This window comes from Streptomyces sp. NPDC043878 (assembly GCF_056435735.1).
The window spans coordinates 57,288-78,130 of sequence record NZ_JBWKDW010000034.1 but is presented as its reverse complement, the minus strand read 5'-3'; the positions used below and the strand labels follow the sequence as shown (position 1 = coordinate 78,130).

Genomic DNA, 20,843 nt, shown 5'->3' with positions numbered 1-20,843 from the left:
CCCCCCCCCCCCCCCCCCCCCCCCCCCCCCCCCCCCCCCCCCCCCCCCCCCCCCCCCCCCCCCCCCCCCCCCCCCCCCCCCCCCCCCCCCCGGCCCGATCAGTGGGGCGCTGTCAGCCCTGGCGGGCCTTGAGGCGCGGGTTCTTCTTGTTCACGACGAAGACCACTCCCCGTCGGCGAACCACCTGGGCGCCCGGCTTGGACTTCAGCGCGCGCAGCGAATTGCGTACCTTCACAGCTCTGCTCTCCTCTTGCTCGACCCTCGGCCCATCGCGTTCGGCCGTTGGCGGTCGGTCCTCGGCGTTCGACCGTTGGCCGGGTGTCCTCGGCCCCGACCTCCCGGTCCTCGGCCTGTGATCAGTGCCGGGTCGCCGCGGCCTGACGGCCGTAGCGGCGCTCGAAGCGCTCCACCCGGCCCGCGGTGTCCAGGACCCGCGTCTTACCGGTGTAGAAGGGGTGACTCGCCGACGAGATCTCGACGTCGACCAGCGGGTAGGTGTTGCCGTCCTCCCACTCGACCGACCGGTTCGAGTCCAGGGTGGAGCGGGTCAGGAATGCCGCGTCTGCGGCACGGTCACGGAAGACGACCGCCCTGGAGACGGGATGAATGGTGGACCTCATGGTGTTCCTTCCTCATCGTCCCGCCGTCCGCGCCCGCGGGCGCGGACGGACAGGGGTGCTTCAGCGTTCCTCGCGGAAGGGGACGTGCTCCCCGACCACCGGGTCGTACTTGCGCAGGACGAGCCGGTCGGGGTCGTTGCGGCGGTTCTTGCGCGTCACATAGGTGACGCCGGTCCCGGCGGTCGACTTCAGCTTCACGACGGGACGCGCGGTGCTGCGTGCCATGAGGTACTCCTTTCACCCACATCGCCGACATTGAGCGGTGCATGCCAGCTACATGGAGGAGAACACCACCCCCCGGCGATGCATTCCCGGCCCGGCCGGCGGCATCAGGGACCCGGAATCCGCCGTCGGCGACGCGTGTCGAGCCGCACCGAGGACGTACGACGCCCGCCGGCGAACGTGTCCCACCGCCCGGAGCAACTCGCCTTTTCTGCAGCGGTGTTGCAGCGTCATGAACAACGTGGGCGTGACCTGGCAGGACGCCTCGACGGGCGTTGACTTCGGGCTTGGGGCATGTCAGTTTGGCGGCGCCGACCCGTCCAGGGGATCAGGTGTTCGATCGGCATGCGAGGCCCGCGGGGGCAGTCAGGCGACGGTGGTAGCGATGTGCGCAGGTCCCGGGATGGTCGTGGGGCACCGTCACGGTCGTACACCGGCGGGGCTGGACCGCTGCACCCGCCGTCGGCGCGTCGACAGCGCGCCGTGTTGTAGCACCGACCGTGTCGCACGGGGGCTCAGCACGGCTCTCTGAGTCGCCTCGGGGCGTCGCGCAGCGCCCTGACGCCCCAGTGCGAGCCGCGCGAGCCGGCTTCTCCGGCGCGCCACGCGCTCGCCCTCACACCGCCCGCGCCCGCCCTCATGCAGCCCGCAGACTCGATCCGAACCGAACCGAACCGGATGAAACCGTGCCGGACCGGTCAGGTCCGGTCAGGTCCGGTCAGGTCGTCCGGGCAGGTCCGGTCCGGGCAGGTCCGGTCAAGTCGGCTGACGCAAGCGCAGAAAGCGTCGGCCCGGCAGCCCGAGCGCCCCGACCGTCGCACGAGCGCGCTCCCGGTCGGTCGCAGTGGGCCCCGCCGCGCGAAGCCGGCGCCGACCAGCCGCCAGGCAGCTCCCCCGCCCAGCCCACGGCACGGCTCCCCACCCCGCCGCACCGGACCCAAAAGCACCGGCCCCCGCCCACCGCACCCCTCTCCCACCGCATCCCTCTCCCGCCGCGCCCGCCCGGGAGGTCCCTCCTCACGAAGGACGGCCATGATCATGCTCATCCCCCGGTTCCCGCGCGGACTCCGGTCACCCGGCGGGTTCCTCCGCGGTGTCGTCACGGGGAGCGCGGCCCTCGCGCTCGCGGCGGCCCTGACGGCGTGCGGCAACGACAGCGAGGCCGACAGCCCGGCGGGAGCGGCCCGTTCGTCGCAGGTGGTGACCGTCGGACAGCACTCCAACGGCGCCGCACGACAGACGGACATAGAGGTGTCCGCGGTCGCGTCCATCAGGGCGGAACTGCCCAAGTCCGTGATCCGCCGCGGCAAGCTGGTCATCGGTATCGGGGCGCTGCCGGCCGGCTCGGTGCCGTTGAACTTCATCGGTGACGACCAGAAGACGCTCACCGGCGTCGAGCCGGACTTCGGGCGGCTCATCGCGGCGGCACTCGGCCTCGAACCCGAGTTGCGGAACTCGACCTGGGAGAACCTGTTCGTCGGTATCGACAGCGGCAAGACGGATGTGGGTTTCTCGAACATCACCGTCACCGAGGAACGCAAGAAGAAGTACGAGTTCGCCTCCTACCGGCAGGACAACCTGGCGTTCGAGGTTCTGGGCAGCGACAGGTGGAACTTCGACGGAACATACGGCAGCCTGGCCGGAAAGACGGTCGCGGTGGGCGCGGGAACCAACCAGGAGAAGATACTTCTGGAATGGCAGAAGAAGCTGAAGAAGGAGGACAAGAAGCTGACCGTCAAGTACTTCCCGGAGAACAACAGCGCATATCTCGCGCTCTACGGCGGGAAGATCGACGCCTTCTTCGGCCCCAACCCCTCCATCGCCTATCACGTGACCCGGTCGGCGAAGTCCGCCAACCCGACCCGTAACGCGGGCAAGTTCTCCGGAGCGGGAGAGACCCTCCAGGGACTGATCGCCGCCACCGCGAAATCGGGCAGCGGACTGGCTCGGCCGATATCCGACGCCATCAACCATCTCGTCGAGAGCGGCCAGTACGCGAAATGGCTGAAAGCGTGGAATCTCTCCAACGAGGCCGTCGAGGTCTCCAAGGTGAATCCGCCCGGGCTGCCGCTGACCAATTCGTGACCGGCGCCCCGCGTTCCTGACCCGCACCCCCGTTCCTGACCCGCACCCGCGTTCCCGACCGGTGTTCCCGACCGGCACCCCGCGCTCCCGCAACGGGAGCGCGGTCAGTCCGGGGTGCCCCGCCGCCCCGCGAGATAGCCGGCCTGGAAGCGGCTCCTGGCGCCCATGTCCGTGAAGATCTCGGCGATGTGGCGCCGGCAGGTACGCAGCGACATGCCGAGGCGGCGGGCGATCGTCTCGTCGCGGATGCCCTCGCCGAGCAGCCGCAGGATCGTGCGGTGCAGCTCGTCGCGCGCCGGTTCGCCGAGCGGCGCGTCGAAGGGCTCCGCCAGGTCCCACGCCTGTTCGAAGACTCCGTAGAGGAAGGAGAGGGTGGAGGAGTCCCGGATCACCGCGGCCCCCTCGGGCAGCGAGTGATGCGGGATGAACCCCACCGAACGGTCGAAACCGGTCAGACGGCCGAAGGGTTCGGGCGCGGTGCGCACCTCGGCTCCGGCCGCGGTGATGCGCTCCACGTGCGCCCGGGTCAGCGGGTGGTGGCGCGCTGTGTGCCGGAGGAGGACCCGCACCCCCACGCCGCGTGCGAGGAGGGCCAGGTCCCGGGCCGCCTCCGGCTCGAACCGCTCGTCCGGGTGTGCGCCGTCAGGCCGGCAGCTCACCATCTCGTCCCGGCAGGCGAGGCTCGCCTCGTCCAGCAGGGACGCCACCGCCGACCGCTTCCCGAAGACGGCGACGGAATGCCGTGTCGTCGCGTTCCCGCCGAGGACGGCGTACAGGCCCGACAGGTCGTCCAGTTGCCGGCGTGACGTGTCCAGATCGGCCACGGCCCGGCGCAGTCTCGATTCCGTGGACGCCAGCCGGGACGCGGCGATCTGTGGGTCGAGTGCGCGCCAGCGCCATTCTTCCGACGCACCCCGCGCGGATTCGGTGCCTCCGCCGCCGTTCTCGTGTTTCTCCAGCAGATGCGCCAGTTCCAGGTGTTCGATGCCCTGCCTCGCGTCGGTCTCCGTCAAACCCAGGACATCCGCCGTTCCGGAAACCGAAACAAACGGTCGGGAGACCGCCCATTTGTAGATCTGGAGATGCGTCGGGCCGAGTTCCCATTCCGCTCCCGGAGCGGCCGCCGAATGCGCTTTGTCCATTTTGACCCCCGTTGCAGTTTGCTGCCTGCAGCATGATGACGCCCGAGAGTAGTTGAAAACAAGTGGCTCCCGCGGGCAGGATTCACAGGGCACCGAATCAGGCCACTTCTCTTGGCCCGCCTCTTGAATCGAGGAAAGCCGACCGATCCCGTGACCCGATAAGGAAATGCGCGTCGGACGCCGTCCGCCCTTCCCTCGCATCGAAAGACAGGACCATGCCCACCACGGAACTCGAAGACGTCCGCATCACCACCACCCGTGCCGGTGAGACGATTCCCGATCTGCTGGCGGAGCAGCTGCGGTCACGCCCGGACGAGATCGCCGTCGTACACCGTGACCGGTCCCTCACCTACCGCCGGCTCGTGGCCGACAGCACGCTGGTGGCCGACTACCTGCGCCATCTCGGGGCGGCTCCCGACGACCGGATCGGGGTGTTCGCCGCGCCGTCGCTCGACCTCGCCCTCGGCACCTGGGGCATTCTGCGGGCCGGCAGCGCCTACCTGCCCCTGTCCCCCGACTACCCGGCGGAACGCCTGCGGTTCATGATCGAGGACTCCCGGGCCGCGATCGTCTTCGTCCAGCCCGAGCTGCGCTCCCGGCTGCGAGAGCTGGCGCCGGCGTCGACCCGGCTGGTCACCCTGGCCGACGCGCGGGAGTTCGCCGCCACCCGCCCCGCGACCGGTCACGAGGACGGTCCCGGTCCGCAGCCGCACCATCTCGCGTACGTCATCTACACCTCGGGCAGTACCGGACGGCCCAAGGGCGTGATGATCGAGCACCGGTCGCTGGCCAACCAGCTGCGCTGGCTGCACGACGTGCACGGGCTGGACGCGGGCAGCAGGGTGCTGCAGAAGACGCCGACCAGTTTCGACGCCGCCCAGTGGGAGCTGCTGGCTCCGGCCTGCGGCGGCACCGTCGTCCTGGGAGAGCCCGGTCTGCACCGGGACCCGGACCGTATCGCCGAGCACGTCGCCCGGCACCGGATCACCACCCTCCAGTGCGTGCCGACCCTGCTCCAGGCGCTGCTGGACACCGAGCAGCCGGACCGGTTCGCCTCGCTGGAGCGGATCTTCAGCGGCGGCGAGGTCCTCTCCCGGGACCTGGCGCTGCGCTGCACGCAGGCGCTGCCCCACGTCTCGCTGGTCAACCTGTACGGCCCGACCGAGTGCACCATCAACTCCTCGTCGTACACGGTCGATCCGGCCGCCTTACGCGAGGGCCCGCGGGCGGTGTCCATCGGTACCCCGGCCGCGAACACCGAGTACCTGATCCTCGACGACCGCCGTGTTCCGGTCGCGGCCGGCGAGATCGGTGAGCTGCATGTCGGGGGCCACCAGCTCACCCGCGGCTACCTCCTGTCGCCCGACCTGACCGCCGACCGGTTCGTGCACAGTCCCTACGCGGCCCGGGGCCGGGGCGGCTGGCTGTACCGCACCGGCGATCTGGCCTACTGGAACACCGACGGCACCGCCCAGTACGTCGGGCGCGCCGACACGCAGGTCAAGCTGCGCGGCTACCGCGTGGAGCTGGACGAGATCAGGCTGCGGATCGAGACGCACGACTGGGTCCGCAAGGCCGCGGTGATCGTGGCCGACGACCCGGCCACCGGCCATCAGAACCTGCTGTCGTTCATCGAACTCGACCCCGCCGAGGCCGCGTTGATGGACCAGGGCAGTCAGGGGGCCCACCACCGGTCCAAGGTCGGCAAGCTCCAGGTCCGCGCCCAGCTCTCCGGCGAGGGCGTACGCGGCCCCCGTGAGCTGAGCGGCCGCCCGGCCACCGTGCTGCCCGGCCACGAACCGACTCCGGAGCAGCGCGCGCTGGTCTTCGGCCGCAAGACGTACCGCTTCTTCGAGGGCGGCGGCCTCGGCAGGGACGACATCCTGCGACTGCTGGAGCGCCGGGTGCCCAGTGCGGGGTCCCGCCGGGTGGAGGAGCTGGAGCCGGCCGAGTGGGGGCACATCCTGCGCTACTTCGGCCAGTACCGCAGCACCGAGCGGCTCCTGCCCAAGTACGGTTACGCGTCGCCCGGTTCGCTCTACGCCACCCAACTCCACCTGGAGCACGAGGGCGTCGCCGGGCTCCCGCCGGGGTTCTCCTACTACCATCCCGTCGACCACCGGCTGCACCTGCTGAGCGGGCGGACGGCCACCGGCCGCCCGGAGATGCGGCTGCACTTCACCGGGAGACGCCGGGCGATCGAGCCGGTCTACCGCAACAACATCCAGGAGGTCCTGGAGATAGAGACCGGGCACATGCTCGGACTCTTCGACGACGTACTGCCCCGCCACGGCCTGCGGGTCGTTGCGGACACCTACGACGCGGCGTTCCGCGACCGCCTGGACCTCCCTGACGAGGACTACTACCTGGGCAGCTTCCGCATCGTCCCGTCCGACACCGACCCCTCCGCCACGGAGCTCCCCCTCGACGTGTACGTGCAGGCCCACCCCGGGCGGGTCGCCGGCCTGCCCGCCGGACAGTACGCCTGGACCGGCGGCGACCTGCGCCTGATCTCCGACGAACGGGTGCTGAAAAAACACGTCATCGCCATCAACCAGGAGGTGTACGACCGGGCGGACCTCGGCATCAGTGTGATCAGCCCGTCGGGGCCGCACTGGCTGCGCTATGTGGCGCTGGGCCGGGAACTCCAGCGGCTCCAGCTCAACGACCTCGGCATCGGCCTGATGTCCTCGGGCTACAGCTCCAAGACCGGCAACCCGCTGCCCTCCGCCCGGCGCCTCGACCGGATCCTCGCCGCGGCCGGCCGGCCCACCGGACCGTCGTACTTCTTCGTCGCCGGCCGGGTCAGCGACGAACAACGGCGCGCCGAGGGCATGCGGGAGGACGTCGTGCACATGCGCGGCCCCGCGGAGATGATCAAAGACGATCTGGCCGCGTTCCTGCCGGACTACATGGTGCCCAACCGGGTCACCGTGCTGGACGCCCTCCCGCTGACCCCCAACGGCAAGATCGACGCCCGTGCCCTGGAGCGCCTGGACGCCGGTGCCCAGCGCTCCCCGGACCGGCCGTTCACCGCGCCACGCACCGTCACCGAGAAGCGGGTCGCCGCGCTGTGGCAGAAGCTGCTGCACCGTGAGGAGGCGTCGGTCCTCGACGACTTCTTCGAGACGGGCGGCAACTCACTGGTCGCGGTCGCCCTCGTCAACCGTCTCAACAGGGAGTTCGGCACCGCGCTGCCGCTCCAGGTCGTCTTCGGGTCACCGACCGTCGAGAAACTGGCCCGGACGATCGAGCGCGAGCGGACAGGCCGCTCCCGGGGCCCGGCGGCCGGGCTGTCCCGGCTCGTCCCGCTGCGCGGCCCGGTCCGCCCCGGCACCGGCCGGCCGGTGTTCTGCTGGCCCGGCCTCGGCGGCTACCCCATGAACCTGCGCACGCTGGCCGGGGAACTGGGTGGCGACCGGCCCTTCCTCGGCGTCCAGGCCCACGGAGTCAACGAGGGCGAGACGCCGTACCCGACCATCCGGGCGATGGCCGCCGCCGACACGGAACTGATCCGGCGCGCCCAGCCGGAGGGCCCGTACTCGCTGTGGGGTTACTCCTTCGGCGCGCGGGTCGCCTTCGAGACCGCCTGCCAGCTGGAGGCGGCCGGCCACCGGGTGGACCACCTCAACCTGATCGCACCGGGCTCACCCCGCCTCCCGGCCGGCCACGCGACCCGCGCGACGGCCCCCGGTGCGGGCGACCGCGCGGCGGGGTGGGACGACACCGCGTTCCTGACCATCCTGTACTCGGTCTTCACCGGCACCATCGGCGGCGAGGAGCTGGCGCACTGCCTGACGGAGGCCACCGGCCCGGACTCCTTCGCCCGCTTCATCAGCGACCGCCACCCCCACCTGGGGCCCGAACTGGTCCGGCGGGTCATCGACATCGTCCGCCTCACCTACAGCTTCGACTACACCTTCGCCGAACTCCTGGACCGCCGCGTCAGCGCCCCGGTGCGGATCTTCAAGGCCAGAGGCGACGACTACTCGTTCATCGAGGGCGTCACGGGCTGGTCCACGCGCCCGCCACTGATCGTCACCCTGGACGCCGACCACTACGGGCTGCTCCGCGACCCCGGCGTACGCGAACTGTCCGCCGCGATCCGCCGGCTCCACGACCACTGACCAGACACCCTCCCACCGCTCGGAAGGAGCACCCCGTGCCCCACGTCACCATCAGGCACTTCCCCCATGACCTCGACGCCGCGCGCCGCACGGCCCTCGTCACGGCCGTCACCGACGCGGTGACCACCGCCTTCGGCGTCGACGAGGGTGTGGTGTCCATCGCGCTGGAACCGGTCGACGCCGCCGACTGGCAACGACAGGTCCACACACCGGAGATCGTCGGCCGCGCCGAACTGCTGGTGAAGGCCCCCACCCACTGACCCCCGGCTCCGGCCGGGCCGGCCGCACCCGCACCGCTCACCCACCGAAGGACCCCCTGTGAAGAACGCGACCGTCGCACGTTTCCTGCTCCAAGCCACCCTGTGGGGAAGCAGCTTCACCTTCATCAAGGCGTCACTGCACGGCCTGACCCCCGGCCAGCTCGTCCTGGCCCGGCTGCTGCTGGGCACCACCGTGCTGCTGGCCCTCGCCGCCCTGCGCCGCGTCGGACTGCCCAGGGGCCTCGGCCTGTGGGGGCACGTGGCGGCCGCCGCCCTCTTCGGCAACGTACTGCCCTTCCTGCTGCTGTCCTACGGCGAGCGCAGCACCGGCGCCGGCCTGGCCGGCGTCCTGGTGGGCGCCACCCCGCTGCTCACCCTCGGCGTCGCCACGGCCGTGCTGCCCGCAGAACGGGCCACCGCCCGCAAGACGATTGGTCTGGCGCTCGGCTTCCTCGGCGTGGTCGTGGTGATCGGCCCCTGGTCCAGCTCCACGGGCTCACTCGCCGGCCGCGCCGCCTGCTTCGGCGCCGCGCTCAGCTACGCCACCGGCTATGTGTACGTCCGTAAGTTCCTCACCCCGCGCGCGCTGGCTCCGCTCGCCGCCGCGGCGTCCCAACTCCTGGCCGCCGCCGTCCTGATGGCGATCGCCCTGCCCTTCCTGACCTGGCACACCATGCACTTCACCGGCAGGGTCACCCTCAGCATCCTCTTCCTCGGCCTGTTCAGCACCGGCCTCGCCTACGTGCTGTACTTCCGGCTCATCAACGACATCGGCGCCACCAACGCCTCCGCGGTCAACTACGTCGTGCCGGTCGCCGCCGTCCTGATCGGTGCCGTCGCGCTCGGCGAGTCGGTGTCGTGGAACCTGCTGGCCGGCGGCGTGATCGTGCTGATCGGCATGGGCTACGCGGAGAACCGCCTCGGTCAGCTCCGCCGTCCCGCCCGGACCTCGCCGCCCGCCTCCGCGCCCGTGCCCACCTCCGCGGGGACCGCGGAGGAACGGCGGTGAGGCGGCCGACGGCACCCGGCTGGTACCGGTCGGCCGTCGCGGACCTCGACACGATCCGCGGCCGGGACCCGTCCGTGCTCAGCCGCGGCGAAGCCCTGCTGCACCCGGCGCTGCCCGCCGTCTGGGGACACCGGATCGCCCACCGTCTGCACCGCCGCGGCCTGCGCCGCACCGCCCGGCTGCTGTCCAACGCGGCACGGGTGGCGTCCGGCGGGGTGGAGATCCACCCCGGTGCCCGGATCGGCCGCGGCTTCTTCATCGACCACGGCACGGGCGTCGTGATCGGCGAGACCGCCGTGATCGGGGACGACGTGACGCTCTTCCACCAGGTCACCCTCGGCTCCACCGGGTGGTGGCACGACCAGCACCGCCCGGCCGGCGACCGCCGCCACCCGGTGGTGGGCGACCGTGTGGTGATCGGCGCCAACGCCACCGTGCTGGGCCCCGTGACCGTCGGCGACGACAGTGTCATCGGCGCCCAGGCGCTGGTGATCGGGGACGTGCCCGGCGGCAGCCGGGTGCTCGCCCCGGCCGCGATCCCCCGGCGGCCCACCGTACGACGGCCGCCGCCGTACCGCCCCGCCCCGGACCTGCCCCCGGGCTCCGCCCTGGCGGGCCCGGCCCGGGCGTCCGTGACGGCCACCGTCTTCCCCGCCTGGTGACGACCCGGCGGCCACCGCCGCCGACGGAGGAATGAGCCATGACCGCCGACACACCCGTCCCCACCGACACCGGCACCGGCACAGCGCCCGAGACGACCGCTGCCCCACCACCGGAAACGGCCGTCCCCGCATCCCCGAGAGCATCGGCACCCCCGGATTCCGCCGCCCCCGCACCCCCGGCGACCGGCCGCGCGCCGGCCGGCTCGCTGGAGGCCCTGATCGGCCGCACCCCGCTGGTCCGCATCGATCCCGGCACCCCCGGCACCACCGTGTACGCCAAACTCGAGAGCGCCAACCCGTTGTCCAGCGTGAAGGACCGCACCGGCCTCTACATGATCGAGGCCGCCGAGCGGCGCGGCCTGCTCACCCGGGGCCGGGGGACGGTCGTCGAGGCGTCGTCCGGCAACACCGGCATCTCGCTGGCCGCACTGAGCGCCGCCCGCGGCTACGCCTGTGTCATCGTGCTGCCGGACAGCGCCACCAGTGAACGCGTCCAGCTGTTGCGGGCGTTCGGCGCCGAGGTGGTGCTGACCCCGGCCGAGGAGGGCTACACCGCGGCCATCGAGGAAGCCGAGCGGATCCATCGGGCCCGCCCCGGCTCCTGGTTCGCCCGCCAGCACGAGAACGCCGACAACGTGGCCGCGCACTACGCCACCACCGGGCCCGAGATCTGGGCCGACACCGGCGGCCGGCTGGACGTGCTGGTCGCCGGGGTCGGCACCGGCGGGACCCTCAGCGGCACCGCCCGCTATCTGAAGGAGCGCCGGCCCGGTCTGCGGGTGGTCGCGGTGGAACCCGAACGCTCGCCGGTGCTCAGTGCGGGCTGGGGCGGCCTGCACCGCATTCCGGGCCTCAACGGCGGCTTCGTCGCCGACACCACCGACACCGCGCTGATCGACGAGGTGCTCACCGTCTCCGACGCGGCGGCCTTCGACACCGCCCGGCTGCTGGCCCGTACGGAGGGCCTGCTGGTGGGTGTCTCCTCGGGCGCCGCCGCCCACGCCTGCCGGGTGCTCGCCGCCCGCCCGGAGCACGCCGGCCAGACCCTCGTGACGATCTTCCCGGACACCGGAGAGCGCTACCTGTCCTGGCTGGAGACGGCCGCCGACGACCCGGCCGCCGACCGCGCACGCCCCGTGGACCCCACCGAACCCACCGGTCCTACCCACTCGAAGGAGCTCGCCCGATGACCCAGCTTCCCCGCATCGTCCTGCCCGGCGAGGGCGAGTCCGTCGACATCGGCACCACCACCAACACCACGTTCAAGGCGGTCGGCGGGGAGACCGACAACCGCCTCGGGCTCTTCGAACACCGCATGGACCCGGGCGCTCCCGGAGCCTCGCCGCACATACACAAGGAGCAGCTCGAAGCGTTCTACGTCCTGCACGGCACCGTCGAACTGCATCTCGACGGCCGCAGTTTCCCCGCCAGGCCCGGCACCTTCGTCAACGTGCCCGAGAGCATGTCGCACGGCTTCCGCAACCCGTACGAGGACCAGGCGACCATGCTCATCATCTTCACCCCGGCCAAGGATCGCGAGGACTACTTCCGGGGCCTCGCCGACTTGTACGCCGACGGCAACCGGCCCACCGAGGACGAGTTGCTGGACCTGATGTCCCGCTACGACCAATACGAGCTGACCGTCGACGGGACGGTCCCGGGATGGGGCCGGCACTGACCCCCGCCCCGGCCGGGGCACCGACGGGCCGCACGACGCGAAGGCGTGCGGCCCGCGCGGGCGGGTGCGGGTGAGCACGCCCGCCCGTTCCCCGGCGCCCGCCGGCCGCCGCCCGTCCGTCTCCTCACGGCGCGGGCGGGCGGCGGTCGGCGGCACGCTGCTCGCCGCGTTCGGCGGCTTCGCCGGCTTCAACCTGCTGCTGTCCGCCCTACCGGCCTACGCGGTGCGCTCCGGCGCGGGTCCCGCGGGCGCCGGAGCGCTCACCGGCACGCTGATGGCGGCCACGCTCGCCGTCCAGCCGCTGACGCCGTGGCTCTTCGCACGGCTGGGCCGGCGGCGCTCCCTCGCGGCGAGCGGCGCGCTGCTCACCCTGCCCTGTCCGGCCCTGCCCGCGGCGACCACACTGACCGCGCTCCTCGGCCTCACGGTCGTACGCGGTCTCGGCTTCGGCGTCTTCGTCGTCGCCGGTGTCACCTTCACCGCCGAGCTGTTCCCGCCCGGCAACCGCGGGCGGGCCATGGGGTGGTACGGCGCCGTGGTCGGTGTCGCCGGAGTACTCGGCGCCCCGCTGGGCATCGCCCTCGCCCGGCGGGACGCCTACCCGCTCACCTTCGCCCTGGCCGCGGGCGCGTCCGCCCTCGTCGTCGTCGGATCGTTCTGCCTTCCGCCCGCGCCCACACCCGCGCGCCCGGCCCGGACTTCCCGCCCGCGCCCCGGGGGTCCGCCGTGGAAGGCGCTGCGCCCGATGACCGGACTCCTCCTGGTGGAGATCGCCTCCACCACGGCCTACGGCGTCGTCTTCACGTTCCTCCCGCTGACCGCGCCGGCCGCACCGGGGGCGCTGCTGACCGCGCAGGTCTCCACCGTGCTGGCCCGGCTCGGCGCGGGATGGCTCATCGACCGCTACGACGGTCGGCCGGTACTGGTACCTGCCGCTCTCCTCGCCGCACTCGGCACCGCCGCGGGCGCCGCGCACCACCCGGCCCTGCTGCTGGCCGGCACCGCCGCGTTCGGCGCGGGATTCGGCGCCGTGCAGAGCGCCACCCTGGTCCTTCTCCTCCATACGGCCGATGACACCCCCGCCGGGCTCGGCCTGGCCGGCGTCGCCTGGAACATCGCCTTCGACGCCGGTACCGGGCTCGGCTCACTCGCGGGCGGCCCGCTGCTCTCCGCCGGCGGCGCGTCCGTCCTCTACACGTCAGCGGCGGCCGTCCTGGCCGCGTCCGTGCTGGTGGACGCGGCCGGGGCACGCGCGGCGCGCCGCCCGCCCGGACCCCCGGTCCCGGACAGCGGAGGGTGACCACCGGGCGGACCGGAGACGGCCAGCCGGCCCCACCGAAGAGGCTGAGCACCATGTACGGCCGTCGTCGGCGAGGACACAGGCGTCGTACACCGACACCATGTGCGGGTGCCCGGACAGCTGCCCGGCCGCGGTCACCTCCCGCAGGAAACGCCGCCGGTCGCGCGGCGCGGCCGGCGCGCCCTCCTGTCCACCTTGAGCGCCACCTCGCGGCCCACGGCAAGCCGGGAGGCCCGGTACACCGTGGCGAGACCGCCCTGGCCCAGTACGCCCTGCCTCTCGTATCCGGGCAGTTCCAGCCGTTCGGACCACACCGCGGCGACATCCCCAGCACGAGACCACCCGCGACGGAGTGTCCGACCGGGGAGGCGCAGACTCCGGCGCGCCCGCCGGGCCGCCCGTCCGTGCGCGGTCGTCGTGCGGCAGGATGAGGGTATGAGCGTAGTCAAGATCAACGTGCTGACCGTCTCCGCCGAGCAGCGGGAGACGCTGGAGAAGCGCTTCGCCTCGCGTGCCCACAGCGTGGAGAACTCCGACGGGTTCGAGTGGTTCGAGCTCCTGCGTCCCACCGGGGGCACCGACGACTATCTCGTCTACACGCGCTGGCGCGACGAGGCGTCCTTCCAGGCGTGGATGGAGGGCCCCATGAAGGCGGCCCACCAGGGCGGCGACACGGCTTCCGGTGAGCGCCCCCGGCCCGCGGCGAGCGGCTCCACGCTCTGGTCCTTCGACGTGGTGCAGCAGACCCCGCCGAAGAGCGCGTAGCGAAGCCCGTCACCGGCGGCACGGAGGACGTCGGGATGGGCGTACCCCCGGAGCCCCCCGCCCCGGCCGCCCCGCCGCGACCGGGGCGCTCCCCTCGCCCGGCACGGCCCGCTGCCGCCGCACCGCCCCACCCGGTACCGCCCGCGCCGCCCCGCACCGCCCGCCTGGTGACCCCCGCCCAGTGGTGCGACGCTGGACGGGCAAGGTGTCCGAGGAGGGAAACCCGGGAGGGCCGATGGGACGGGACGTCCCGGCCGTGGTCTTCACCCGTGAGGACCGTCGCCGGTACCGGATCAAGATGCAGGAGTGCCTCGACGCCTTCGCCCAGATGCTGCGCGAGTCACGGTTCGAGTCCGAGCGGCCCCAGGTGGGGCTGGAGATCGAGCTGAACCTCGTGGACGACGCGGCCGAGCCGACCATGCGCAACAGCGACGTGCTGGAGGCGATCGCGGACCCGACGTGGTCCACCGAGCTGGGCCGCTTCAACCTGGAGATCAACATTCCGCCCCGCGGACTCACGGCGGGCGGCCCCGACTCGTGGGCGACCGAGATCCGGGACGCGCTGAACCACGCGGAGCAACGCGCCCGGTCGGTCGACGCCCGCCTGATCATGATCGGCATCCTGCCCACCCTCCGGGAGGAGCACGCCGGTGAGGCCGCGCTGTCGGAGAATCCCCGCTACCGGCTGCTCAACGACCAGGTCTTCGCGGCCCGGGGTGAGGATCTGCGGATCGAGGTGGACGGTGTCGACCGGCTGCGGACCTACGCGGACACGATCACGCCGGAGGCGGCCTGCACCAGCACCCAGTTCCACCTCCAGGTGTCCCCGGACGAGTTCGCCGACTACTGGAACGCGGCTCAGGCGATCGCCGGGGTCCAGGTCGCGCTGGCGGCGAATTCGCCGTTCCTGTTCGGCAGGGAGCTCTGGCACGAGACGCGCATCCCGCTGTTCGAGCAGGCCACCGACACCCGGCCGCAGGAGATCAGCGTGCAGGGCGTGCGGCCCCGGGTGTGGTTCGGGGAGCGGTGGATCACCAGCGTCTTCGACCTCTTCGAGGAGAACCTGCGCTACTTCCCGGCACTGCTGCCCCTGTGCGACGAACAGGACCCCGCGCAGACCCTGGACCGCGGCGACATCCCCGAACTGGCCGAACTGACCCTGCACAACGGCACCATCTACCGCTGGAACCGCCCGGTCTACGCCATCGCCCACGACAAGCCGCACGTCCGCGTGGAGAACCGGGTGCTGCCGGCCGGCCCGACCGTCGCCGACACCCTCGCCAACGGTGCCTTCTACTACGGCCTGACCCGCGCCCTGGTCGAGGAGGACCGTCCGGTGTGGTCACGGATGTCCTTCCCGGCCGCCGAGGACAACCTGCACACGGCGGCGCGGCACGGTATCGAGGCGCTGCTGTACTGGCCGGGTATGGGTGAGGTGCCGGTGCCCGAACTCGTCCTGCGCCGTCTGCTGCCGCTGGCGCACCGGGGACTGGAGCTCTCCGGGATGGACGCGGCCTGGCGGGAGCCGCTGCTGGGGATCATCGAGCAGCGCTGTGTCACGGGCCGGAACGGGGCCGTCTGGCAGAAGGAGATGTTCCACGCGATCGAGTCCTCGGACCGTTCCGGCCGCCATGAGGCGCTGCGCAGGATGACGCAGGTGTACATCGACTACATGCATCTCAACGCCCCGGTCCACACCTGGCCGGTCGACTGACGCGGCCCCGCTGAGCTCGGTCGGGCCAGTTGTTACGCGACCCCTCCGGCGGTACGACGGTCGAGACGTACGGAATCACCGGTAGGGGCCACGGCGAGCCCGTCGACCCGGGCAGCGGCAGTGAGCGGGGCGGGGTGGCGGGGGCCTACGTCCTCGATGTGAACCTGTGCGCCGCGGCCCGGGCGGGCGTGGGGGCTCGGCTGACCGGACGCGGCCGGCACGCGAGGACCCCCGGCGACCGGGCCGCGGCGCCATGATCACCGGCGGGTAGGTTGGGGCCATGACCGACGACTGGCGGACGGATCGCGTCGGGGCCGCACTGCGTGGCGAGAACCCGACCGTGCTGCGACGGCTCGAGTCGGGTTTCGCCGTGATCGGCGACGTGCAGTTCCTGCCGGGCTACTGCGTCCTGCTCGCCGATGAGCCGGGCGTCCAGGGGCTGTCCGACCTGCCGAGAGCCGCGCGGCTGGCCTTCCTGTCCGACATGGACCGCCTGGGCGAGGCGGTGGAGCGGGCCTGCCGGCGGCTCGACCCGGACTTCCGCCGGGTCAACCTGGAGATCCTGGGCAACACCGACCCGTTCCTGCACGCCCATGTCTGGCCGCGCTACGCGTGGGAGCCCACCGAGCTGGTCGGCACGCCGGTGTGGCTGTATCCGCGTGAGCGGTGGAGCGAGGAGCGGTCCCGGCTCGGCCCGCGGCACGACGTGCTGCGTGCGGCGATCGCCGCCGAACTGGACGCGCTGGGCAGGGCGAACGCGACGGACGCGACGGCCTGAAACCGCCGGGTCCGCCGCTTCCCGGGGGGTGCGTACGGCAGCTGGACGGCGACGTCAGCCGTTCATGCTCGTGAACAATAATCATGTACACGACGGTTGACGCGTCCCAGGCAAGCCTCTAGCGTCGGGAGAAAGCGCTTTCTCCCTACGAGTGCGTGCTCCGGCCTCGCGGCCTGTTCACGTACTCGGACCTGTCACGCTGCCACACCCGAACGGTGACGGAAAGGGGCGTGACGCCGCCCTTACGGCGACGCGGACGCACCCGGCGACCGTCGCCGTACGGCGGACCAGCACCGCTCTCAGCACCCTCCCTGGTCAGACGAACCCATGAACCTGGAGACGAACGATGCACCTGAGACCAGTCATCGCGTCCGCCGGCCTGCTGGCCGGCACACTCGTCGCGCTGTCCCCCGCCACGGCGCAGGCCGCGTCCGTGCGGTACGAGGCGGAGAGTTCCCCGGCGGTCTGCACCGGCACCATCGACTCCGACTGGTCCGGCTACTCGGGCAGCGGGTTCTGCAACGGCACCAACGCGGCAGGCGCGCACGTCCAGTTCACCGTGAACGCCTCGGCCGCCGGCACGGCGACGCTGAAGATCCGCTTCGCCAACGGGGCCACCGCCGCCCGGGCCGCGACCCTCACGGTGAACGGGTCGAACGCCACGACGGTGTCCTTCGAGAGCACCGGCGCCTGGGGGACATGGGCGACGAAGACGGTCACCGTGCCGGTGACCGCGGGCGGCAACGCCGTCCGGATCAGCCCCACCAGCACGGGCGGCCTGCCCAACATCGACTACCTCGACGCCGAGACCGGTGACACCACCACGCCGCCGTCCGCCACCGCGCTGTATGTGGCGCCGAACGGCAGTGACAGCGCGGCCGGCACGCAGTCCGCCCCGACGACACTCGCCTCGGCGATCACCCGCGTCGCCTCCGGAGGGACGATCTACCTGCGCGGCGGAACGTACAACTACGCCCAGACGGTGACCATTCCGGCCGGCAACAACGGCACCGCCGCCGCCCGCACGAACCTGTCGGCCTATCCGGGCGAGACACCGGTGCTCAACTTCTCGGCCATGACGGAGGACCCGGCCAACCGCGGGCTCGCCGTGAACGGGTCGTACTGGCACGTCTCCGGGCTCGTGGTCGAACGGGCCGGCGACAACGGCATCTTCGTGGGCGGCAGCAACAACGTCATCGAACGCACGGTGACGCGCTTCAACCGGGACACCGGGCTGCAGCTGTCGCGGATCGCCTCCACCACACCCAAGGACCAGTGGCCCTCCAACAACCTCGTGCTGAGCGCGGAGTCGCACGACAACGCCGACTCCGACGGCGAGGACGCCGACGGCTTCGCCGCGAAGCTCACCGTGGGCAGCGGGAACATCTTCCGCTACGACGTGTCGCACAACAACATCGACGACGGCTGGGACCTCTACACCAAGACCGACACCGGCGCCATCGGACCGGTGACCATCGAGGACTCCCTGTCCTACGACAACGGCACCCTCAGCGACGGCACCGTGAACTCCAACGGCGACCGCAACGGCTACAAGCTCGGCGGCGACGACATCGCGGTCAACCACATCGTCCGGCGCAACATCGCCTACCACAACGGCAAGCACGGGTTCACCTACAACAGCAACCCCGGCACGATGACCGTGTCGAACAACGTCAGCATCGACAACACCCAGCGCAACTTCTCCTTCGACAAGGGGACTTCGGTCTTCCGCAACAACACCTCGTGCCGCAGCGGGAGCGGGTCGAACGACAAGACCGTCGGTGACGCCGACAGTTCGAACCAGTTCTGGTCCGGTACGAACGGCTCCCGGTGCTCCGCGTACACCGGCGCCCTCGGTTGGTCCCACGCCTCGGACGGCCGCCTGGTGGTGACCTTCGGCGGCACGCCGGTCACCCCCTGACCGACCCGGTCGCCCTCCGTGCCGTCACCCCGGTCCGCCGGCCCGCACCCGGCCGGCGGACCGGGGTCGCGCACACGCGGTGCGCCCGCGACCGGTCCCGGACGCGGCATCACGCGTATGCCGCGAAATACATATGAAATTCCGATAGCTCCTTTATCGTCCCTTGACATGATTTCACCTCACGCACCTGATGCGAGAAAACAGGCCGGGCCGAGAGCGGTCCACCACGTGGCCCTCGGTCTGTTCCTGCCGGTCGCGGCGCTGCTCACCGTCCTGACGCCCTCCGCCCACGCCGTGACACCCACGGGCCTGGGCGCCGACTGGGACGCCATCGCGCGCTGCGAGGCAGGCGGCAACTGGCACGCGAACACCGGGAACGGCCACTACGGCGGCCTCCAGTTCAAGCAGTCGAGCTGGGTCGCCGCGGGCGGCCGGCGGTACGCCCCCCGGGCGGACCTGGCGACGAAGCAGGAGCAGATCGCGGTGGCGCGCCGCCTCGCCGCACTCCAGGGCATGAACGCCTGGACCTGCGCGTGAGGTTCCGGTGAGCGGGCCGCCCCGCCCGCGAACGGCCGGCGCGAGGGCGGCGGAGCAGCCCCCGGCCCCCGCGGGTGCCCCGGTCGGCCGCGGTCACAGCCTCCAGGAGCGCAGCCGTTCGGCGACCTGCTCGACGCCGGCACGGCTGTCGCGGATCGTGCGCACAAGGTCGGAGAGGGCGCCGTAGGGCGGATCGATGCCCTCGCCCGACTGGTCCATGTACTGGGCCGCGACGAACGCGGCGTACAGGCTGTTGCGGAACGGAAGCGGCTCCAGGCGCACGATGGTGTGCATCAGCGCCGCCGCGCGCCAGGCCGCGTCCGGGTCGGCGGCCGCCAGGGTGGGAAGCCGGGTCCTGTGCCGGGCGACGGCGGCCACCAGCGCGGAGTAGTCCGCGACGGTGAGATCCTCACGGTCGAGCGCGGCTTCCTGGACGTCGAGCAGCCACGAGACGTCGATGGAGAGAGGCATCAGGCGGCAGCGGAGCCGTCGTCACGCCGGGCGGGCGGTACCTCGTCCGGGAAGGCGTCGTCGAACTCGGCGCGCAGCCGGTCCGCCCACCCGGCGGCGCCCGCGACGAACTGCCTGCGCTGCATCTCCCGCACGCCGAGGTCGTGGAGGTACTGCTTGAGGCTCTTGCCCTCTGCCGCGGCGGCGGCCCGCACTCCTTGGAGTTCCTCGTCGGTGAAGGACACGTTCAGCGATGGCATGCACCGATGGTACCTACTAGGTGCCGCTGACGCGAGAGTCGTCCCCCGCCCCGACCGCCGGCCCCGGTCCGGGCACCTTTCCGGCCGGATGCTCCACGGGACTGAGGTAGGGCAGGTCCGTCAGCGGCCGGTCGGTGCAGAACCGCACGATGAGGTCGGCGTGCGCGGCGTCCTGCTCCAGGGTGAACATGTGGTCGGCGTCGAGGAAGGTCGCGAAGGGCGCGCGCAGGTCCCGGGCCAGCTGCCGCCCCAGACCGGGCGTGGTCAGGTGGTCGTGCTCCCCCGTGTAGACCACCGCCGGCACGTCGAGGGTGACCGGCCGGTACCACTCGTGCAGCATCAGGCGGGCGTTGTGGTCGGACGCGTTGTCGAGGTCCCGCCGGCTCTGCGTGCGGAACTGGTGGCTCAGCATCCGCCAGACGGCCGCGTGCCGGGGGATACGGCGGTCGGGCGGCAACACGAACGTCGACAGGAGACTGTCGGCGAGCTCGCCGCGCCGGTCCTCGGCGACCATCCTCCGCCACTCCGGGATCCTGCCGAGATACGACGGCGGAAGGCGTCCCGTCATCGCCCCCAGCATCAGCCGTGACACGTGCCGCGGATACAACTGGGCGCAGCGCAACGCGATCGCACCGCCGTAACACGTGCCCAGCAGGTTCGCGGAGCCGATGTCCAGCTCGACCAGCAGGTGGCGCAGCGCCCCGGCGAGGAAGTCGTACCCGTAGCGGGGAGGCAGGGCGTCGGCCGCTCCGAAACCGGGCAGTTCCATGGTCACCAGCGAGAGGTGCGGAAGCAGCGACTTCTCGTAGGGGGTCCAGGAGTTGCGGTCCTGCATCATGCCGCCCACCACGACCAGGGGCTCGGTGACCGCGGTGACCGACTCCGCGACACGGCACAGGTACGTGAACCCCTCGAACTCCAGCCGGTACTCGCCGCCGCTCCCGTTCACCGGCAGCTCCGTGGGGCAGTCGGGGCGTGGTCCTGTCGCGCGCAAGGCCGCGGGCTGAGACGTTCGTACGACGTCGGCGAAGCCGCGGGGGGCGGGGCTGTGTTCACATGCGCTTAACGGCTGCCGGTCCGCATTGTCACGGTCCATCGCGGTGGACCTTGGCCGGCTGCGGCGACCACCCGCGCGAGCGCTCGGCGTCGGCCGCCCGGCCCACGGCCCGGCCGCGGCGCCGCACCCCGCACGCACCGGGGCCCGGGGGGGGGGGGGGGGGGGAGGGCAAGGGAGAAGGAGGGGGAGGAAGAGGGGAGGGGTTTCCCCCTGGGCCCGCCTTCGTCACTGCGCGGGGGGCGGGAGGCACCCACCT

21 protein-coding genes are annotated in these 20,843 nt (G+C 72.1%); 13 read left to right on the top strand and 8 right to left on the bottom strand.

What is annotated here, in order from left to right; all coding sequences use genetic code 11:
• Window positions 1-112: 112 nt before the first annotated feature.
• From ykgO to rpmG, 3 genes are all read right to left on the bottom strand, one after another.
• The gene (gene ykgO, locus AC07AZ_RS34420) at window positions 113-235 is read right to left on the bottom strand and encodes a type B 50S ribosomal protein L36 (protein WP_478854674.1); all 123 of its coding nucleotides are present in this window, start codon (window positions 233-235) and stop codon (window positions 113-115) included.
• 121 nt (window positions 236-356) lie between these two features.
• Window positions 357-620: a type B 50S ribosomal protein L31 gene (locus AC07AZ_RS34415; protein ID WP_478854673.1), complete on the bottom strand. Its 264-nt coding sequence runs from the start codon at window positions 618-620 to the stop codon at window positions 357-359.
• A gap of 60 nt (window positions 621-680) precedes the next feature.
• Window positions 681-845, bottom strand: coding sequence for a 50S ribosomal protein L33 (gene rpmG / locus AC07AZ_RS34410; RefSeq protein ID WP_478854672.1), 165 nt, complete (start codon window positions 843-845; stop codon window positions 681-683).
• A 1,029-nt stretch (window positions 846-1,874) separates the two neighbouring features.
• Here rpmG and AC07AZ_RS34405 point away from each other — a divergent pair.
• The gene (locus AC07AZ_RS34405) at window positions 1,875-2,927 is read left to right on the top strand and encodes a transporter substrate-binding domain-containing protein (protein ID WP_478854671.1); all 1,053 of its coding nucleotides are present in this window, start codon (window positions 1,875-1,877) and stop codon (window positions 2,925-2,927) included.
• Between the two features lie 104 nt (window positions 2,928-3,031).
• Here AC07AZ_RS34405 and AC07AZ_RS34400 read toward each other — a convergent pair whose 3' ends face one another.
• Window positions 3,032-3,940 carry a helix-turn-helix transcriptional regulator gene (locus tag AC07AZ_RS34400; RefSeq protein WP_478854670.1) on the bottom strand — a complete coding sequence of 303 codons (909 nt, stop codon included), beginning with the start codon at window positions 3,938-3,940 and terminating at the stop codon, window positions 3,032-3,034.
• A 344-nt stretch (window positions 3,941-4,284) separates the two neighbouring features.
• Here AC07AZ_RS34400 and AC07AZ_RS34395 point away from each other — a divergent pair, with 344 nt between their 5' ends.
• The 7 genes from AC07AZ_RS34395 (at window position 4,285) to AC07AZ_RS34365 (ending at window position 13,105) form a co-directional block, all read left to right on the top strand.
• Window positions 4,285-8,196 (top strand): non-ribosomal peptide synthetase family protein, encoded by a 3,912-nt coding sequence (locus AC07AZ_RS34395; RefSeq protein WP_478854669.1) that lies wholly within the window; start codon window positions 4,285-4,287, stop codon window positions 8,194-8,196.
• Between the two features lie 35 nt (window positions 8,197-8,231).
• The gene (locus AC07AZ_RS34390) at window positions 8,232-8,456 is read left to right on the top strand and encodes a tautomerase family protein (RefSeq protein WP_478854668.1); all 225 of its coding nucleotides are present in this window, start codon (window positions 8,232-8,234) and stop codon (window positions 8,454-8,456) included.
• Window positions 8,457-8,514: 58 nt separating this feature from the next.
• Window positions 8,515-9,465: a DMT family transporter gene (locus AC07AZ_RS34385; protein WP_478854667.1), complete on the top strand. Its 951-nt coding sequence runs from the start codon at window positions 8,515-8,517 to the stop codon at window positions 9,463-9,465.
• The gene (gene epsC / locus AC07AZ_RS34380; protein ID WP_478854666.1) at window positions 9,462-10,127 is read left to right on the top strand and encodes a serine O-acetyltransferase EpsC; all 666 of its coding nucleotides are present in this window, start codon (window positions 9,462-9,464) and stop codon (window positions 10,125-10,127) included. Before AC07AZ_RS34385 ends, epsC begins: the two co-directional genes overlap by 4 nt.
• Before the next feature lie 38 nt (window positions 10,128-10,165).
• The gene (locus AC07AZ_RS34375) at window positions 10,166-11,317 is read left to right on the top strand and encodes a PLP-dependent cysteine synthase family protein (protein ID WP_478854665.1); all 1,152 of its coding nucleotides are present in this window, start codon (window positions 10,166-10,168) and stop codon (window positions 11,315-11,317) included.
• Window positions 11,314-11,805, top strand: coding sequence for a cupin domain-containing protein (locus AC07AZ_RS34370; protein ID WP_478854664.1), 492 nt, complete (start codon window positions 11,314-11,316; stop codon window positions 11,803-11,805). The genes AC07AZ_RS34375 and AC07AZ_RS34370 overlap by 4 nt, the downstream gene beginning before the upstream one ends.
• A 70-nt stretch (window positions 11,806-11,875) precedes the next feature.
• Complete coding sequence (locus AC07AZ_RS34365) at window positions 11,876-13,105, top strand: MFS transporter (RefSeq protein ID WP_478854663.1); 1,230 nt, start codon at window positions 11,876-11,878, stop codon at window positions 13,103-13,105.
• A gap of 134 nt (window positions 13,106-13,239) precedes the next feature.
• On the opposite strand, the gene AC07AZ_RS34360 is transcribed toward AC07AZ_RS34365, so the two are convergent.
• Window positions 13,240-13,419 carry a hypothetical protein gene (locus tag AC07AZ_RS34360; RefSeq protein WP_478854662.1) on the bottom strand — a complete coding sequence of 60 codons (180 nt, stop codon included), beginning with the start codon at window positions 13,417-13,419 and terminating at the stop codon, window positions 13,240-13,242.
• Between the two features lie 121 nt (window positions 13,420-13,540).
• Between AC07AZ_RS34360 and AC07AZ_RS34355 the strand changes: the two genes are divergently transcribed.
• The 5 genes from AC07AZ_RS34355 (at window position 13,541) to AC07AZ_RS34335 (ending at window position 18,820) form a co-directional block, all read left to right on the top strand.
• Window positions 13,541-13,870, top strand: a complete 330-nt coding sequence (locus AC07AZ_RS34355) for an antibiotic biosynthesis monooxygenase family protein (RefSeq protein WP_478854661.1) — start codon at window positions 13,541-13,543, stop codon at window positions 13,868-13,870.
• A gap of 235 nt (window positions 13,871-14,105) precedes the next feature.
• Entirely contained in the window at window positions 14,106-15,584 is a 1,479-nt protein-coding gene (locus AC07AZ_RS34350) for a glutamate-cysteine ligase family protein (RefSeq protein WP_478854660.1), read from the top strand.
• A gap of 280 nt (window positions 15,585-15,864) precedes the next feature.
• A complete protein-coding gene (locus AC07AZ_RS34345; RefSeq protein WP_478854659.1) occupies window positions 15,865-16,362 on the top strand; it encodes an HIT family protein in 498 nt (165 codons plus the stop codon).
• A 346-nt stretch (window positions 16,363-16,708) separates the two neighbouring features.
• Window positions 16,709-18,283 carry a carbohydrate-binding protein gene (locus AC07AZ_RS34340; protein WP_478854658.1) on the top strand — a complete coding sequence of 525 codons (1,575 nt, stop codon included), beginning with the start codon at window positions 16,709-16,711 and terminating at the stop codon, window positions 18,281-18,283.
• 168 nt (window positions 18,284-18,451) lie between these two features.
• Window positions 18,452-18,820: a transglycosylase family protein gene (locus AC07AZ_RS34335; RefSeq protein WP_478854657.1), complete on the top strand. Its 369-nt coding sequence runs from the start codon at window positions 18,452-18,454 to the stop codon at window positions 18,818-18,820.
• Between the two features lie 93 nt (window positions 18,821-18,913).
• On the opposite strand, the gene AC07AZ_RS34330 is transcribed toward AC07AZ_RS34335, so the two are convergent.
• The 3 genes from AC07AZ_RS34330 to AC07AZ_RS34320 are packed head-to-tail and all read right to left on the bottom strand — an operon-like array spanning window position 18,914 to window position 20,479.
• Window positions 18,914-19,291, bottom strand: coding sequence for a toxin Doc (locus tag AC07AZ_RS34330; RefSeq protein WP_478854656.1), 378 nt, complete (start codon window positions 19,289-19,291; stop codon window positions 18,914-18,916).
• The gene (locus AC07AZ_RS34325; RefSeq protein WP_478854655.1) at window positions 19,291-19,530 is read right to left on the bottom strand and encodes a hypothetical protein; all 240 of its coding nucleotides are present in this window, start codon (window positions 19,528-19,530) and stop codon (window positions 19,291-19,293) included. Before AC07AZ_RS34325 ends, AC07AZ_RS34330 begins: the two co-directional genes overlap by 1 nt.
• 16 nt (window positions 19,531-19,546) lie before the next feature.
• The gene (locus AC07AZ_RS34320) at window positions 19,547-20,479 is read right to left on the bottom strand and encodes an alpha/beta fold hydrolase (protein WP_478854654.1); all 933 of its coding nucleotides are present in this window, start codon (window positions 20,477-20,479) and stop codon (window positions 19,547-19,549) included.
• Between the last annotated feature and the right edge of the window lie 364 nt (window positions 20,480-20,843).

Coding starts and splice junctions, on each gene's coding strand:
- AC07AZ_RS34415 (WP_478854673.1), bottom strand. CDS start 620: ATGAGGTCCACCATTCATCCCGTCTCCAGGGCGGTCGTCTTCCGTGAC.
- rpmG (WP_478854672.1), bottom strand. CDS start 845: ATGGCACGCAGCACCGCGCGTCCCGTCGTGAAGCTGAAGTCGACCGCC.
- AC07AZ_RS34405 (WP_478854671.1), top strand. CDS start 1,875: ATGATCATGCTCATCCCCCGGTTCCCGCGCGGACTCCGGTCACCCGGC.
- AC07AZ_RS34395 (WP_478854669.1), top strand. CDS start 4,285: ATGCCCACCACGGAACTCGAAGACGTCCGCATCACCACCACCCGTGCC.
- AC07AZ_RS34375 (WP_478854665.1), top strand. CDS start 10,166: ATGACCGCCGACACACCCGTCCCCACCGACACCGGCACCGGCACAGCG.
- AC07AZ_RS34370 (WP_478854664.1), top strand. CDS start 11,314: ATGACCCAGCTTCCCCGCATCGTCCTGCCCGGCGAGGGCGAGTCCGTC.
- AC07AZ_RS34355 (WP_478854661.1), top strand. CDS start 13,541: ATGAGCGTAGTCAAGATCAACGTGCTGACCGTCTCCGCCGAGCAGCGG.
- AC07AZ_RS34350 (WP_478854660.1), top strand. CDS start 14,106: ATGGGACGGGACGTCCCGGCCGTGGTCTTCACCCGTGAGGACCGTCGC.
- AC07AZ_RS34345 (WP_478854659.1), top strand. CDS start 15,865: ATGACCGACGACTGGCGGACGGATCGCGTCGGGGCCGCACTGCGTGGC.
- AC07AZ_RS34340 (WP_478854658.1), top strand. CDS start 16,709: ATGCACCTGAGACCAGTCATCGCGTCCGCCGGCCTGCTGGCCGGCACA.
- AC07AZ_RS34335 (WP_478854657.1), top strand. CDS start 18,452: ATGATTTCACCTCACGCACCTGATGCGAGAAAACAGGCCGGGCCGAGA.
- AC07AZ_RS34330 (WP_478854656.1), bottom strand. CDS start 19,291: ATGCCTCTCTCCATCGACGTCTCGTGGCTGCTCGACGTCCAGGAAGCC.
- AC07AZ_RS34325 (WP_478854655.1), bottom strand. CDS start 19,530: ATGCCATCGCTGAACGTGTCCTTCACCGACGAGGAACTCCAAGGAGTG.